The organism is Prevotella sp. P6B1 (genome assembly GCF_000702825.1).
Taxonomy (GTDB): Bacteria; Bacteroidota; Bacteroidia; order Bacteroidales; family Bacteroidaceae; genus Prevotella.
In genome coordinates this window covers 1-15,161 of the sequence record NZ_JNKF01000015.1, presented here as the reverse complement: position 1 = coordinate 15,161, position 15,161 = coordinate 1, and the positions used below count along the sequence as shown (strand labels likewise).

The 15,161-nt window shown below is 53.1% G+C and carries 13 protein-coding genes, 1 pseudogene and 1 riboswitch; of the genes and pseudogenes, 3 read left to right on the top strand and 11 right to left on the bottom strand.

Annotated features, from left to right (window positions below; genetic code table 11):
• Positions 1–27 precede the first annotated feature (27 nt).
• Positions 28–1,296 (top strand): MFS transporter, encoded by a 1,269-nt coding sequence (locus T495_RS0112315; protein WP_028903616.1) that lies wholly within the window; start codon positions 28–30, stop codon positions 1,294–1,296.
• A 32-nt stretch (positions 1,297–1,328) separates the two neighbouring features.
• Here the strand turns inward: T495_RS0112315 and epsC are convergent, their stop codons facing one another.
• The 11 genes from epsC to mfd form a co-directional block, all read right to left on the bottom strand.
• On the bottom strand, positions 1,329–2,249 hold the full coding sequence (gene epsC, locus T495_RS0112310) for a serine O-acetyltransferase EpsC (protein WP_033148918.1): 921 nt from the start codon (positions 2,247–2,249) through the stop codon (positions 1,329–1,331).
• Between the two features lie 61 nt (positions 2,250–2,310).
• Positions 2,311–3,006, bottom strand: a complete 696-nt coding sequence (locus T495_RS0112305; protein ID WP_197020397.1) for a HesA/MoeB/ThiF family protein — start codon at positions 3,004–3,006, stop codon at positions 2,311–2,313.
• A gap of 5 nt (positions 3,007–3,011) precedes the next feature.
• Positions 3,012–3,587, bottom strand: a complete 576-nt coding sequence (locus tag T495_RS0112300; protein ID WP_033148917.1) for a thiamine phosphate synthase — start codon at positions 3,585–3,587, stop codon at positions 3,012–3,014.
• Complete coding sequence (gene thiC, locus T495_RS0112295) at positions 3,575–5,161, bottom strand: phosphomethylpyrimidine synthase ThiC (RefSeq protein ID WP_033148916.1); 1,587 nt, start codon at positions 5,159–5,161, stop codon at positions 3,575–3,577. The genes T495_RS0112300 and thiC overlap by 13 nt, the downstream gene beginning before the upstream one ends.
• Positions 5,142–6,527, bottom strand: a complete 1,386-nt coding sequence (locus T495_RS16390; RefSeq protein WP_081832120.1) for a thiamine phosphate synthase — start codon at positions 6,525–6,527, stop codon at positions 5,142–5,144. Before T495_RS16390 ends, thiC begins: the two co-directional genes overlap by 20 nt.
• Entirely contained in the window at positions 6,524–7,666 is a 1,143-nt protein-coding gene (gene thiH, locus T495_RS0112285; RefSeq protein WP_033148915.1) for a 2-iminoacetate synthase ThiH, read from the bottom strand. The genes T495_RS16390 and thiH overlap by 4 nt, the downstream gene beginning before the upstream one ends.
• Positions 7,667–7,672: 6 nt before the next feature.
• The gene (gene thiS / locus T495_RS0112280) at positions 7,673–7,873 is read right to left on the bottom strand and encodes a sulfur carrier protein ThiS (RefSeq protein ID WP_028903611.1); all 201 of its coding nucleotides are present in this window, start codon (positions 7,871–7,873) and stop codon (positions 7,673–7,675) included.
• A 3-nt stretch (positions 7,874–7,876) separates the two neighbouring features.
• A complete protein-coding gene (locus T495_RS0112275) occupies positions 7,877–8,656 on the bottom strand; it encodes a thiazole synthase (RefSeq protein ID WP_033148914.1) in 780 nt (259 codons plus the stop codon).
• 34 nt (positions 8,657–8,690) lie between these two features.
• Positions 8,691–8,790: riboswitch (TPP riboswitch) on the bottom strand.
• 55 nt (positions 8,791–8,845) lie between these two features.
• The gene (locus T495_RS0112270) at positions 8,846–9,673 is read right to left on the bottom strand and encodes a sensor histidine kinase KdpD (RefSeq protein ID WP_033148913.1); all 828 of its coding nucleotides are present in this window, start codon (positions 9,671–9,673) and stop codon (positions 8,846–8,848) included.
• Positions 9,674–9,765: 92 nt separating this feature from the next.
• Positions 9,766–10,191 (bottom strand): Hsp20/alpha crystallin family protein, encoded by a 426-nt coding sequence (locus T495_RS0112265; protein WP_033148912.1) that lies wholly within the window; start codon positions 10,189–10,191, stop codon positions 9,766–9,768.
• A 110-nt stretch (positions 10,192–10,301) separates the two neighbouring features.
• The gene (mfd, locus tag T495_RS0112260; protein WP_033148911.1) at positions 10,302–13,649 is read right to left on the bottom strand and encodes a transcription-repair coupling factor; all 3,348 of its coding nucleotides are present in this window, start codon (positions 13,647–13,649) and stop codon (positions 10,302–10,304) included.
• Positions 13,650–13,765: 116 nt separating this feature from the next.
• Between mfd and T495_RS0112255 the strand changes: the two genes are divergently transcribed.
• Together T495_RS0112255 and T495_RS0112250 are read left to right on the top strand one after the other, a co-directional pair.
• Positions 13,766–14,299, top strand: a complete 534-nt coding sequence (locus T495_RS0112255) for a helix-turn-helix domain-containing protein (RefSeq protein WP_033148910.1) — start codon at positions 13,766–13,768, stop codon at positions 14,297–14,299.
• A pseudogene (locus tag T495_RS0112250) lies at positions 14,284–15,135 on the top strand (IS3 family transposase); the annotation flags it as partial. The gene T495_RS0112255 and the pseudogene T495_RS0112250, both read left to right, overlap by 16 nt.
• Between the last annotated feature and the right edge of the window lie 26 nt (positions 15,136–15,161).

The following is a 15,161-nucleotide window of genomic DNA, read 5'->3' as shown; positions in this document are numbered from 1 at the left end:
TGTTCAATGGTCAATGTTCAATAAAAAATGAGAAATAAGAATCCCTGGGCCTGGGTGCCCTCCCTTTACTTTGCCGAAGGCGTGCCCTACGTGGCAGTGATGACCATCTCGGTGATCATCTACAAGCGTCTTGGTTTGTCGAATACCGACATCACGCTCTACACCTCATGGCTCTATCTACCATGGGTCATCAAACCCCTATGGAGTCCGTTTGTAGACATGTTACGGACCAAACGCTGGTGGATCCTGGCCATGCAGATACTCATCGCAGCCGCCCTGGCTGGTGTGGCCTTCACCATTCCCGGGCCGTTATGGTTACAGGGCTCGTTGGGATTCTTCTGGCTGCTGGCTTTCAGCAGCGCTACCCACGATATTGCAGCCGACGGTTTCTATATGTTAGGTTTGGAGCAGCACGAGCAGGCCTACTTCGTGGGCATCCGCTCTACGTTCTACCGCATTGCCACCATTTTCTCATCAGGTTTGTTAGTAGGCTTGGCAGGAGCGCTGCAAGTGCTCACGCGCAACATTGCCTACGCCTGGAGCTTGGTGTTCTACCTCGTTGCGGGTCTGTTCATCGCCCTGTGGCTCTACCACAACTGGGCACTGCCACGCCCCAGCGAAGATACCCATCGCATCCAGAAAACCGCAGGCGATATCATCACCGAGTTTTGGAACACACTCGTCACCTTCTTCCACAAGCCACAGGTCTGGGTGGGCATCTGTTTCATGTTGTTCTACCGCATGCCTGAGGGATTACTGGCCAAGGTATCGGCACTGTTCTTAGTGGATAAAGGCAGCAACGGCGGACTGGGCTTGAGCGATGGCGAATTCGGACTGGTGCAGGGCACCGTGGGTGTCATCGGTCTCACCTTAGGTGGCATCTTAGGCGGTATCGCAGCCAGCAAGGACGGCTTGAAGCGTTGGCTCTGGCCTATGGTGATGGCAATTACCATCCCTGATCTGGTTTACGTCTATCTGTCGTACGCCCTACCCTCGAGTCTGCTCGTCATCAATATCTGCATCTTCCTCGAACAGTTCGGCTATGGCTTTGGTTTCTCGGCCTACATGCTCTACCTGATTTACTACAGCCAGGGCGAACACAAAACCGCCCACTACGCCCTCTGTACCGCTTTCATGGCGCTGTCGATGATGATTCCTGGTCTCTTTGCAGGTGCCCTGCAGGAGGCTGTTGGCTATCAGATATTCTTCCTCATCGTGGTAGGTTGCTGTGCCATGACGTATATCGTCTCCGCACTACTGAAGATCGATCCGGAGTTCGGTAAGAAAAAAGCATAAGAAAAGGCTTCCACATCTGGAAGCCTTTTTTCTTATATTCCTGCGCCATCTTGGAAAGCCACATCCACGGCTTTACTCTGCTGTATGCGCGAGTAAGGCGGCACGCTGTGCGTTACCCAGATGTTACCACCAATCACCGAATGGTGTCCGATGGTGATACGTCCCAGGATCGAGGCATTCGAATATACCGTTACGTTATCCTCCAGTATCGGGTGTCGTGGTATGTTCAGCATATTTCCATTCTCATCGTACTTAAAGCTCTTGGCACCTAACGTCACGCCCTGATACAGTGTCACATGGTTACCGATGATAGCGGTCTCGCCTATCACCACACCTGTACCATGGTCGATAGCGAAATACTCGCCAATCTTCGCTCCTGGATGGATGTCGATACCCGTTTTGGAGTGTGCCTGTTCGGTGATGATACGTGGAATAACGGGCACCTGCAACTCGTGCAGCTTGTGGGCAATGCGATAGTGCGTCATCGTGTTCATCGATGGGTAGCAGAATATCACCTCGCCATAGTTGGGCGCAGCAGGGTCATTGTCGAACATAGCCTGAATATCGGTATATAACAGACGTTTGATTTCGGGCAGGGCATCGATAAACGCCAGCGCCTTCTCCTCGGCAATGGCATATACCTGTGCCTTGGTACTGTTTGCCTCGCAGTCCTCACAGAACTGCAGACCGTGAGCTATCTGCTTGGTGAGTAGTGTACACAGTTCCTCCATTGCCACACCGATATGATAAGCGCGGATAGCCTCATCGGGCTGTCGTTTCTCAAAATAATCGGGGAAGATGATGTTCTTTACCAGCGCCACAATACGCTTCACCTGCTCTACCGATGGCAGTGGAGCTACGGTGGCAGGCATCATGTTCACCTCATGGGCTGATTGTTTCGACAACTCAGCCACATTGCGCTGCAATGTCTCGTTTATTCTAGATTTGTCCATTTCTCTTCTTTTGCCTAAGTTTCGCGGCAAAAGTACGAATAATATCCCACACAACCAAATTTTACGCAGAAAATTTTTCTGCGAGCAGGTATTGGGTGTCGATGGTGAAAAACTGGTTAGTCAGTAACTGCCCCACACCCAGGATATACTTCAGCGCCTCGGTAGCCAGCATGCTACCCACGATTCCAGGTAGTGTGGCCAGCAGTCCGAACCTACTACAGTCCACCTCATCGGCATCGGGTTGTTCCGGAAACAGGTCACGCAGCTGGGCGGTATCGGGCAGAATGGTCATCAACTGACCGCTGTAGCGGAACACACTGCCGATAGCGAGCGGCTTGCGCAGACGTACACAGGCATCGTTCACCAGATACTTGGTAGCGAAATTATCCGAGGCCTCGATAATGAAATCATAGTCGGCTAGCAGGTCATCAACATTCTCTTCGCTCAGTCGCACGGCATATCGTCTCACTTCCACATCCGGGTTCTGGGCATGTATCTTCTCATAGGCGCTCTCCACCTTGGGTTTACCGATATCGGCCACCGTGTGGATAATCTGGCGCTGCAGATTACTGATCTCTACCACATCGCTGTCTATCAGTCCGATGGTACCTACACCAGCAGCAGCGAGGTACAAGGCCACCGGCGAGCCTAAACCGCCAGTTCCCACAATCAGTACCTTACTCTTCATCAGGCGTTCCTGACCTGCCCATCCTACTTCGTCCAGTTTCATCTGGCGCTCATATCTTGCTTTCTGCATTTCGTTCATACGCTTTTCCATATATGTCCTAACATGGCAGCACCCCCAAAATGCCACTGTGCCAACTGATCGAATCGATGGGGCGTCACACCGCCTAAGGCTATCACGCGCTGGTCGATGATACCCATCTGTCCCGCCTTACACATCACCTCGGGTGCAAAGGCGGCATAATAGCCGGGCTTGGAGATGCTGTCGAAGACCGGACTCAGAAACAGATAGTCCATCAAGGGGTTACCCTCGAAGTCCACACGTGCCTTCTGCGCCACCAACTCGCTAATGGTATGACAACCACACGACACCCTATACGCACTGGTGATATACGATGGGGTATCAGGATGCCGCCCATTGAGATGGATGCCGCGCAGACCGAAGTCGGGCACCAACGCAAAGAAGTCGTGTATCATGAGATGTTTCCGCACCTCGGGCGACAGTTCTTGCAATAGTGCTGCCACCTGCTCGGGTTTTGCCTGTGGCTTGCGCAGGTGGATGATATCCACCCGGCAAGTCTCCAGCAGTTCGGTTATTTGTCGGGCCTCGCCCGCATAGAAATCCGGTCGTGTAATACCTATTACTCTGAACATGACTTCAACGAGTGACTGATACGGGCAGCGCAGAACTCCGGACCACACATGGTGCAATAGTTGCCCTCAGTGTGGTTCGACAGTTTGTAGTACTCCAAAGCACGTTCGGGGTCGAGCGAGAGGTTGAACTGGTCTTTCCAGCGGAAGTCATAGCGCGCCTTACTCAGGGCGTTGTCACGAATCATGGCAGCAGGATGTCCCTTGGCCAGGTCGGCAGCATGGGCGGCAATCTTATAGGCCACCACGCCATTGCGCACATCCTCGCGGTCGGGCAGTCCGAGGTGCTCCTTGGGGGTGACGTAGCACAGCATGGCGGTGCCATACCAGCCGATATTGGCGGCACCGATGGCGCTGGTGATATGATCGTAGCCGGGGGCGATATCGGTGACCAGCGGACCCAGGGTGTAGAAGGGGGCGCCGTGGCACTTCTCGATCTGACGGTCCATGTTCTCACGGATCTTGTGCAAGGGCACATGACCGGGGCCCTCGATAAACACCTGCACATCCTTGTCCCAGGCACGCTGCACCAGCTCGCCCATGGTGTCGAGTTCGGCAAACTGGGCGGCATCGTTGGCATCGTGGATACTTCCCGGACGCAGACCATCGCCCAGCGACAGTGCCACATCGTAGCGACGACAGATATCGCAGATATCATCGAAATGCTCGTAGAGGAAGCTCTCCTGCTGGTGATGCTGGCACCACTGGGCAATGATACTGCCACCACGACTCACGATACCCGTCAGACGATTATCAGACAAGTGTACGTTCTTCAGTCGGATACCGCAGTGAATAGTGAAATAATCCACGCCCTGCTCGCATTGCTCCACCAGCGTGTCGCGATACACCTCCCAGCTCAGCTGCTCTACGTGTCCGTCCACCTTCTTCAGCGCCTGATACATAGGCACGGTGCCCACAGGCACCGGACTGTTGCGGAGAATCCACTCACGGGTAGTGTGGATATCCTCGCCTGTCGAGAGGTCCATGATGGTGTCGCCACCCCATTTACAGCTCCAGATGGCTTTCTCTACTTCCTCCTCGATACCCGAGTTGTCGCGCGAGTTACCGATATTGGTGTTGATCTTCACCAGGAAGTCGGTACCGATAATCATGGGCTCCGCCTCGGGGTGCTTCTTGTTAGCAGGAATCACCGCCTTACCCGCAGCCACCTGCTGACGCACGAACTCGGGGGTGATATAGCTCTCAATGCCCATGGCCTCACAGTTCATATTCTCACGGATGGCCACATACTCCATCTCATGGGTGATGATACCACGCTTGGCCAGCGACATCTGGGTGTCGACCTCGTTTCTGCTCTCAATCCAGGGGGCACGCAGTTTGGGCAGTCCCTTCTCCAGATCAACCTCGTAGTCGGGATCGCTATATACACCACTGGTGTCGTAGATGGTCACACGGCCATTATCCTCAAGCACGCGCTGACCGTCCACATGCTTCACGGTGGGCGTCAGCGTTACCTCGCGCATGGCCACACGGAGGTCGGGATGGATACTACCCTCTACATAGATCTTTTTCGACGAGGGATATGTAATACGTTGATTAATATGTATGGTCTTCATTATGTTGCTTTACTTTGTTAATGATTACTTTCATTTGTTCTTTCGGCTGCTCGGCACGCAGCACCGTACCACTCACGGCCACGCCCTGCACACCACTATCCAACAGCAGTTTCACATCGTCGGGCTCTATCCCGCCAATAGCCACCATCGGCACGCTGATACCCTCCTGACGCATCTGTCGGGTAATCCTCAGATAACCCTCTGCACCGAGTATGGGCGAGAGATTGGCCTTGGTGGTGGTGTAACGGTAAGGCCCGCAACCGATATAGTCGACACCGGCTGCAGCCAGCAGGCGCACATCATCGATGGTGTTAGCCGTTCCACCGATGATTCTGTCATCGCCCAACAGCTTCCTTGCTTCAACAGGCGACATGTCATGACGGCCCAGATGTACGCCATCGGCACCGATGGCATCTACCAGCTCCACATGGTCATCGACAATGAACACGGCACCAAAGCGATGACACAGCTCACTCACCTCGCGACTTGTAGCCACTATCTGTTCGGCAGTAGCCTCCTTCATGCGCAGCTGTATCCAACGGCAACCGCCCATCAGGGCCTGCTCCACACCCAGCAGCTGGGTGAACCGCTCGGTTTCGTGTGAGATGAACTGCACGCGCATGGGCCCCAGCCCGTAGCTCATGCCTACCGATGCACGAAGGTCGGATTGCAGATACTCAATGCCTCCACGCACAGCATCGGTCAGCGATTGTCCTTGCGCCAACAGCGTGGCGATGGCCGACGAGAGTCGGCAGCCAGTGCCATGCATGCCTTGGGTATAGACAGCCTCGTGACTGAACGTCAGCACCTGACCATCCATATAGAGCCGGTCGCACTTTTTGTCACCTTCGGCATGTCCGCCTTTCAGCAGCCAGGCATGCTGATCCTTACCAGGCCACAAGCCATAGCCAGCCAGCACTTTGGCCTCAGGGATGTTGGGGGTGATGAGGGTGCACAGCGGGTACAGCTGCGTCACAAAGGTGCCGATGGCATCGGCATCCATGAGCGGCATGCCCGAGGTGGACACCATCACGGGGTCGAGCACGATGCACACATCGGGATGCGACTGGCGGTAGGTGGTGAGCTCCTGAGCCACCACCTCTACCACCTCGCGCGTGGGCAGCATGCCCGTTTTGATGGCCAGCGGCTGCAGGTCGTTCAATACGGCACGCAGCTGCTGACGCACCAGCGTGGCTGACACGGATTCACTGTGTAGTCCCCCCATGCTGTTCTGAACGGTGAGCGCCGTGACCACCGAGGCGGCATGGCCACCCAGTTGTCCGATGGTACGGATATCGGCCTGCAGGCCTGCGCCGCCAGAGCAGTCGCTACCAGCAATGGTGAGTACGGTTGTCAGTTGTCTCATACAGCCACACAAGGGTTCATGGTTGGAATATCGAAACTGCGATCCCAGCTCTTCCACACGGGTTGCACGCCCATGCGCTTAAGGTCGGCCACCACCTCGGGGGTGGTACGGCTGTCGGCCACATGGAACTGCTCCAGGGCGTTGGGATAGCAGGCATAGCCGCCTGGGTCGGTATGACTCTCGGCACTCATGGTGGTGACACCCAGCGTGGCCATGTGGTTACGCATGTCGCTGGTTTCACGGGTAGAGTAAGAGATATCCACATCATGGTCGAAGATACGCATGGCGAAGGTGACCTGAGCCAGTTCGCGGTCGCTCATCACCACGTTGGGCTGGAAGCCACCGTTCTCCGACGGACGCATACGGGGGAAGTTCACGCTGTAGTGGGTTTGCCAGTAGGTCTTCTCCAGATAGCGCAGATGATAGCCCAGCATGGCTATCTCCGTGCGCCAGTCCTCCAGACCGATGAGGGCGCCCATGCCGATGCGCTGCACACCGGCCTGCCCCATACGGTCGTAGCCATTGAGGCGCCACTCGTAGTTCGACTTCATGCCACGGGGATGGTACACCTTGTAGCGGGCCTCGTTATAGGTCTCCTGGAAACAGATCACGCCATTGAGTCCGTGCTGTCGCAACAGGGCGTAGTCCTCCATCTTGAGTGGCATCACCTCGATCTGCAGGTTGTTGAAATAGGGTTTGGCCAGGTCGAGGGCGCGGGCGATATAGTCCACATTAGCCAGTACCGGATTCTCACCTGTCAGTATCAGCAGATTATCAAACGGTCCCAAGGCTTTGATGGCCTGGTACTCGCGCTTGATTTCATCCTCGGTGAGCACAATGCGCTTCATCTTGTTCTCAACATGGAAGCCACAGTACACACACGAGTTGGTGCAGGCATTGGTGATATACACGGGTATGAACATGTTGACCGTATTACCGAAACGCTCCCGGGTGTACTTCCTGCTCAGCGCTGCCATGGGCTCCAGATATTTGGCACCAGCAGGCGATATCATCGCCATCAGGTCGTCCACGTCGCAATGCGTCTTATTCAGGGCGCGCAGCACGTCGGCATCGGTCTTGCTCATGATGCGCTCAGTGGTAGCGTCCCAGCCTATTTTTCTGATTTCGTCTATAAACATGATGCGTTATCCTCCACAAAAAGCTTTAATGATAATTATGTCGTCTTGCGGGCTGATGGTGGTCTTCTCCCAGTCAGCAGCGTGAACGATGGCGCCGTTCACGGCTATCGCCACTCCTTTGGTGCCGATGTTACGCGCCTCGGCCAACTGGGCCAGTGTGGTACCATCGTTCAGTGTGGCAGGTTGGTGATTGATTGTTACTTCCATCGTTCAGTCCTCCGCTAAGAATGATGTGAGTGGCGATGTGGCCGAAGCCTCCATGCGCGCTGTCGGTGTGGCTACACCTGCTTCGAAAGCCTCGCGTCCAGCCTCAACAGCCAGTCGGAAGGCGTGTGCCATCCGCACGGGATCGGCAGCTACGGCAATGGCGGTATTCACCATCACAGCGTCGGCACCTATCTCCATGGCTTTGGCAGCATCGCTGGGAGCGCCTATACCGGCATCGACCACTACTGGCACCTGAGCCTCGTCGATAATGATGTGCAGGAAATCGATGGTACGCAGTCCCTGGTTACTGCCGATGGGCGAGCCCAAGGGCATGACCGTAGCGGCACCAGCCTCCTGCAACCTGCGACACAACACGGGATCGGCCTGACAGTAAGGCAGCACCGTGAATCCCATCTTCACCAGTTGCTCGGTAGCCTTCAGTGTCTCCACAGGGTCGGGCAACAGGTAGCGTGGGTCGGGATGAATCTCCAGCTTCACCCATTTGGTACCAAACGCCTCCTCAGCCATCTGACAGGCAAACACCGCCTCTTCGGCATTGCGACAGCCCGATGTGTTAGGCAGAATCTGAATGCTTGGATGCTCGATGAAGGGCAGCATGTCGTCGCTACGCTCATCGTCGTCGATACGCTTCATGGCCATAGTCACCATCTCAGTACCCGATGCCTCTATGGCCTTCTGCATCAGGTTGTTAGAACCGAATTTGCCGGTACCCATGATGATACGCGACGAAAATTCCTTTCCGTTAATCCACAATCTTTCCATTGGTTTTAAATAACAATTAATGGAGCTTTTATAAGAAGACCTCATCAAACTATCCCTTCGGCAGCATTACCTGCATCAGGTTATATGGGTATCATCTCAGCACTGCCAAACAGCAGGCACCCCGTGTTTAAATCGGCTGCAAAGATAAACAAATCTGCCGAAACGTCCAAACATTTCGGCAGATATTTTTTATAATCCTTTCTTCATGTGGCGCATGGCACACGGTAGCCACACTGTGACCGTGGTGCCCTTGGCAGGCTCGGAGTTCAGAGTGATCTGACCATTCAGACTATCGACAATAGCCTTACAGATACTGAGCCCAAGACCGGAACTCTGATTGAAGAGATTCAGCGAGTCGCCCATCTGGAACATCGACGAGAGATTGTTCTGCAGCTTCTGCGGCATACCGTCGCCAGTATCAGTGACGGTTATCTTCAGACCGCGGCGCTCATATTCATAATTCAGCGTGATGAGCCCCTCCTTGGTATGCTGCGTGGCGTTATGCAGCAGGTGCATCATGAGCTGATACATCAGATTGGTATCGAGCGTAGCCTTGCAATGGGGCGAAAGCGGACTGCGCACCACAATCGACACCTCGGAATTGACATCGCGCAACGCCTCACGACGATACGACGCCATAAGCTCGGCCAGATTCACTTCAATCATCGTAAAGGTACCCATACTACTCTCGAAATTAGAGAGCTCGAGCAACTGCGAGATAAAATAAAGCAGCTGATGACCATTCTTGTTGATATGCTTAGCCTGATTGATGACTTTGACGGCATCCATATCATCTACACTCTGAGTAGAAAGCTCGTCGCTAGTCTTGATAATGGTATTAAGCGGCGAACGGAGCGCATGACTGACATTGGCCAGAAACACCGTCTTGATACGCTCACTACGCTGAGCACGACTTATCTCCTTATTCAAACGTTTCCGATAGTAGTGATGCCCCAGAAACAGACTTACCAACAATACAACAATAATGACAATGTTTATAATCCAATACCAATCCATATAACTATATTTTAGGTTTCTGATTGCAAAGATAAGCAAATAAGACGAAAAAAAGAAGCAGTTAACAATCGTTAACTGCTTCTCCTTATACGTTAGGCGATGTCTATCTGACGTGAGAGCTTAACCTTCTCCTCGACCATCTTCGGCAACTCTACGGTGAGCACACCATCCTCCACACGTGCCTTGATGTCCTCCTTCTTCACATCATCAGGCAGGATCAGGGTCTGCTCATACTTAGAGTAAGAGAACTCGCGACGCAGGTAGCGGCTGTTCTTATCCTCCTCCTTGTGCTCGTGTTTCTTCTCCATCTTGATGATCAGGTTACCCTCATCGTTGATGTGCACATTAAAATCCTCCTTCTTCATGCCCGGTGCGGCCAGCTCTACGGTGTAGGCCTTCTCGCTTTCTTTCACATTGATGGCTGGTGCGGTGCAATTGGCGCGCGGCATAAAATCCGTGTCAAACAAATCACCAAACACGCTTGGAATCCAACTGTTACTTCTCATTACTGGCATCATAATCTTTACCTCCTAATTCTATTTTTTTAAATTGTTAAACCATGTTGATGAGCGCCTCGTGGCGTTCAGCAACCAAGGATGCAAAACAGATACCAGCGAGAAAATATGCGTCAGATTGACAGAATTTCCTGACAAACTGACAGAGCAGCCGCTACGGTAGGTATCTCAGAAATCACAACAGAGTGCTTGCCTTTACCCTCGCGGAAGTTGCACCTGCGGGGATAGCGCGATACGTACTGCAGAATGCGCCCGAAGGCTTCGCTCTGGAAGTAAGGACTATCGTCGCGACTCACAAAGTAGAAGTACATCTTCTGCTGTTTGAGCATGATCTTTTCGATACCCAACTGCTTGCCAGCCACACGCAGAGGCACCACGGTGATGAGCTCTTCGCTGACGGCAGGGATAGGTCCGAAACGGTCGATCAGGCGCTTGCGATAGGCATCGAGCTGCAGTTCGAGCTGGGTGCTGTTGGCCAGATTATCAAGTTCGCGATACAGCAGCATACGTTCGGAGTCGCTGGGCACATACTGGTCGGGATAGTACATCTCGATATCCGAATCCAGCGCACAGTCGTCCACCCAGGCTATTTGAGCATGAAGCGCTGACTGTTGATCGTTTTTAGCATCGGCCTTTTCTACAGCTGCGAACTCGGGTTCCTCGTTCTTCAGCTCAGCCATCGCCTGGTTCAGTATCTTCTGATAGGTCTCGTAGCCCAGGTCGGCAATAAAGCCGCTCTGCTCCGATCCCAACAGGTTGCCGGCACCACGGATGTCGAGGTCCTGCATGGCGATATTGATGCCCGAACCGAGGTCGGAGAAGTTCTCGAGGGCCTCCAGTCTTCGGCGGCTCTCGGGATTGAGTGCCGAGAGCGGCGGTGCCAACAGGTAGCAGAAGGCCTTGCGGTTGCCACGTCCCACACGACCACGCATCTGGTGCAGGTCGGAGAGTCCGAAGTTATGGGCACCGTTGATGATGATGGTGTTGGCATTAGGTATGTCGATACCGTTCTCGACGATGGTGGTCGATAGCAGTATGTCGAAATCGTAGTTCGAGAAGTCGAGGATGATCTTCTCGAGTTCCTCGGGCTTCATCTGTCCGTGACCGATACAGATACGGGCATCGGGCACATACTTCTGGATAATCTCGGCGATATGTGGCAGATCGGCAATGCGGTTGTGCACAAAGTACACCTGTCCGTTCCTGCTCATCTCGTAGTTCACCGCCTCGGCGATGATCTCTGGCGAGAATGTGTGTATCTCGGTCTGTATGGGATAGCGGTTAGGCGGTGGCGTCTGGATCACGCTCAGGTCGCGCGCACCTACCAGCGAGAACTGCAGGGTGCGGGGGATAGGCGTGGCACTCATGGTCAGCGTGTCGACCGATGTCTTCATCTGGCGCAGCTTCTCCTTGGTAGATACACCGAACTTCTGCTCCTCGTCGATGATGAGCAGTCCCAGGTCCTTGAACTTCACACTCTTGCTGATGAGTCGGTGGGTACCGATGATGATATCTATCTTACCCTCGGCCAGATCCTTCTGGATGCGGGTAGTATCCTTAGTGGTACGCGCACGCGTGAGGTAGTCGACCGTCACAGGCATATCCTTCAGTCGCTTACTGAAGGTACGGAAGTGCTGATAGGCCAGCACCGTGGTGGGCACCAGCACCGCCACCTGCTTACCATCCACGGCAGCCTTGAAGGCAGCACGCACAGCCACCTCGGTCTTACCGAAGCCCACATCGCCACACACCAGTCGGTCCATGGGGCGTGCTTTCTCCATGTCGGCCTTCACATCCTGCGTGGCCTTTAGCTGGTCGGGGGTGTCCTCATAGAGGAACGAGGCCTCGAGTTCGTGCTGCAGATAGGAATCATGACTGAAGGCGAACCCTTTCTCGCGGCGACGCTTGGCGTAGAGTTTGATCAGGTCGCGCGCTATCTCCTTGATATGCGCCTTGGTGCGCTCCTTCAGACGCTCCCACTGACCAGTGCCTAAGGTAGAGAGTCGTGGTGCCTCGCCACCGTCCTGCGACTTGTATTTAGCCACCTTGTAGAGCGAGTGGATCGATACGTAGATGGCGTCGCCATGCTGATAGGTGAGCTTGATCATCTCCTGATAGCCATCACCCTGCGGCATGCGCACCAATCCGCCGAATTTACCCACACCGTGGTCCACATGCACCACGTAGTCGCCAATCTCAAACTGCTGTATCTCCTTCAGCGTCAGCGCCATCTTACCGCTACGGGCCTTGTCGCTCTTCAGGTTGTATTTATGGAAACGGTCGAATATCTGGTGGTCGGTAAAGAAACAGACCTTCAGATCGTCGTCGATAAAGCCCTCGTGCAGGGTCTTATCCACGGGCGTGAAACGGATATCGGCCTGTTCGCCCTCGGTAGCGGCACGCTGGGCAAAGATATCCTTCAGTCGTTCGTTCTGCTTCGGACTGTCGGCGAGGATATACAGCTGGTAGCCCTGGTCTATATAGTTATCAAACGCCTGGAACAGCAACTCGAAGTTCTTGTGGAACAGGGGCTGGATGGTGATATTGAATCGGATGATGCTGCAATCGGATACCGAGGCACGATGCCCGAACTCTATTCTGCAGAAGCCCTCTGCCTGATGCATGAACTGCGGACCAGTGACCAGTGGCATACCTTCCTGGAAGGCGGCATCGATGGCATCGCGCACATACAGATAGTCCTTCGTGGCGATGATGGTATCGGCAGGCAACAGCGAGAGGAACGGCTCCTGGGCAGTATCGCTGGCCTCAAGTTCCGGCACTATCTCTACCCTATCGCGGGCATCGAGCGAGAGCTGGTCCTCCACCTGGAAGGTACGTACGGAATCCACATCGTCGCCAAAGAAATCCACACGGTAGGGATACTCGCAGCTGTAGCTATACACGTCGAGGATAGAGCCACGCAGGGCAAACTGTCCGGGCTCATACACGTAGTCCACCTCGCTGAATCCCAGCTCGCGCAGCTGCTTCACAATATCGCCCACAGCCACCTGCTGCCCACGCTCAATGGTGAGTGTGCGGGCGTTCAGCGTCTGCTTGGGCACTACCATCTCGGCGAGCGCCTCGGGATAGGTAACAATGTAAAGCTGACAGTTGTCTGTCGACAGTTGCGTCATCACCTCGGTGCGGAGTATCTGCGAGGCAGCATCCAGCTGACCGTACTTGATGGCGCGCCTGTAGCTGCTCGGGAAGAACAGCACACGGCGCTGCCCCAGCAACTGGGTCAGGTCGTGATAAAAGTAGCCAGCCTCCTCGGCATCCTGCAGGATAAACAGGATGGGCGCCTTACACTTGGCAGCCAGACTGCCGAACAACATCGGCGCACTGGAGGCCAACAAACCCTCGAGGAAAATCCGCTTGGAGGCGGACGTTCCTATCTCATGAGCCAGCGCCGACACCTGCGGCAGCTTGGCATATACCTTCTCTAAATCTTCTATCTTCATCGCGTAATCGGTGCAAAGATAAACAAAAAAAACGAAACTCATGAATGTTTCGTTTTTTTTATTCTCTGGCACCTTTGAAGTGAACCCAGAAAGTTGGACACAGCTTAAAGGTTCAAATGAAACAACATCGTAGTTTAGAAGAAAAGTTAGCAATTCTTAAGTTGGTAGAACAAGGTCAGTCAGTTCGTTCTGTGTCTGACAAACTTAATTTAAATCGTAATAATGTGTATGAATGGTTGGCTGCCTACAAGGAGCATGGAATTCAGGGCCTTATTACTAAAGGAAAAAGGGAAAAGAAACTTTCTTATGAAGAAAAATGTAAAATCATTCGCGAATATCAAGAAAGTGAATTAACTTTGTACCAGCTTTCTGGAAAATATGGCGTATCAAGTACTGCGTTGAGTGACTGGGCTCAACTTGTAGAAAAGGGCGGCTTTGAAGCGCTTGCGCCTAAGAAACGAGGGCCAAAGACTGGTATGGTAAGAATGAAACGACTCCCAAAAGAAGAATGCGAGAAGGAAAATGAGCGCCTTCGCAAGGAGAACGAACGCTTAAGGCTGGAGATTCTCCTGCTAAAAAAAGTGAGAGCCTTAGTCGAGGAAAGAGAAGCCCGAAACAAAGCGATTGGGCGCAAGCCATCGAAGAACTAAGGCGTAATGAGCATGCGGACTTAGATGTCCTGCTAGAGCTCAAGAAGATGGCGCGTAGCACGTTCTACTATCACCTCAAGCACGGCAAGAAGAAAGACAGGTACAAGGAAGTAAAAGATATGATATACACCATATTTCATAAGCATAAAGGTCGTTACGGCTACAGGCGTATAACTCTGGAACTCCGTAATGAGGGTCGTCTTATTAATCACAAGACGGTCAAGAAGCTTATGGATGAACTTGGACTGAAAAGCGAGGTGAGGAAGGTGAAATACCGTTCCTATAAGGGCGAAGTGGGTAAGACGGCTCCCAATATCATCGACAGGGATTTTGTTGCAGACAGGCCTTACCAGAAGCTTGCTACAGACGTAACTCAGGTGACGATAGAGGGGCGTAAGGCCTATCTCTCACCAATACTCGACATGTGTGACGGCGAGATCCTTGCATATACAATCACACAGGTACCCAACATGGAGATGGTGCTCGGTATGCTCAACCAAATGTACAAGCGTATAAAGCTGCCTGAGAGCGTTGTATTACACTCTGATCAAGGATGGCACTACCAGCATATGGCCTATCAGAATAGCCTAAAGAAACATGGCATCATCCAAAGTATGTCTCGCAAGGGAAACTGTCTGGACAATGCCATGATGGAGAATTTCTTTGGTCTCATGAAGTCTGAACTGCTATATCCAGGTAAGTATACCTCTATGGAAGTCTTCATAAAAGACTTGAAAGAGTACATTGAGTATTACAATAATGAGAGAATAAAACTGAGGCTTAATGGCATGTCTCCTGTACAATACAGGAAAATGCTTACAGCTTCTATTGTTTAACCGTCCAAACTTTGGGGTTCACTTCA

Coding starts and splice junctions, on each gene's coding strand:
- T495_RS16390 (WP_081832120.1), bottom strand. CDS start 6,527: ATGAGACAACTGACAACCGTACTCACCATTGCTGGTAGCGACTGCTCT.
- thiS (WP_028903611.1), bottom strand. CDS start 7,873: ATGGAAGTAACAATCAATCACCAACCTGCCACACTGAACGATGGTACC.
- T495_RS0112315 (WP_028903616.1), top strand. CDS start 28: ATGAGAAATAAGAATCCCTGGGCCTGGGTGCCCTCCCTTTACTTTGCC.
- T495_RS0112305 (WP_197020397.1), bottom strand. CDS start 3,006: ATGCAGAAAGCAAGATATGAGCGCCAGATGAAACTGGACGAAGTAGGA.
- T495_RS0112265 (WP_033148912.1), bottom strand. CDS start 10,191: ATGATGCCAGTAATGAGAAGTAACAGTTGGATTCCAAGCGTGTTTGGT.
- epsC (WP_033148918.1), bottom strand. CDS start 2,249: ATGGACAAATCTAGAATAAACGAGACATTGCAGCGCAATGTGGCTGAG.
- T495_RS0112300 (WP_033148917.1), bottom strand. CDS start 3,587: ATGTTCAGAGTAATAGGTATTACACGACCGGATTTCTATGCGGGCGAG.
- T495_RS0112275 (WP_033148914.1), bottom strand. CDS start 8,656: ATGGAAAGATTGTGGATTAACGGAAAGGAATTTTCGTCGCGTATCATC.
- mfd (WP_033148911.1), bottom strand. CDS start 13,649: ATGAAGATAGAAGATTTAGAGAAGGTATATGCCAAGCTGCCGCAGGTG.
- T495_RS0112255 (WP_033148910.1), top strand. CDS start 13,766: ATGAAACAACATCGTAGTTTAGAAGAAAAGTTAGCAATTCTTAAGTTG.
- thiH (WP_033148915.1), bottom strand. CDS start 7,666: ATGTTTATAGACGAAATCAGAAAAATAGGCTGGGACGCTACCACTGAG.
- thiC (WP_033148916.1), bottom strand. CDS start 5,161: ATGAAGACCATACATATTAATCAACGTATTACATATCCCTCGTCGAAA.
- T495_RS0112270 (WP_033148913.1), bottom strand. CDS start 9,673: ATGGATTGGTATTGGATTATAAACATTGTCATTATTGTTGTATTGTTG.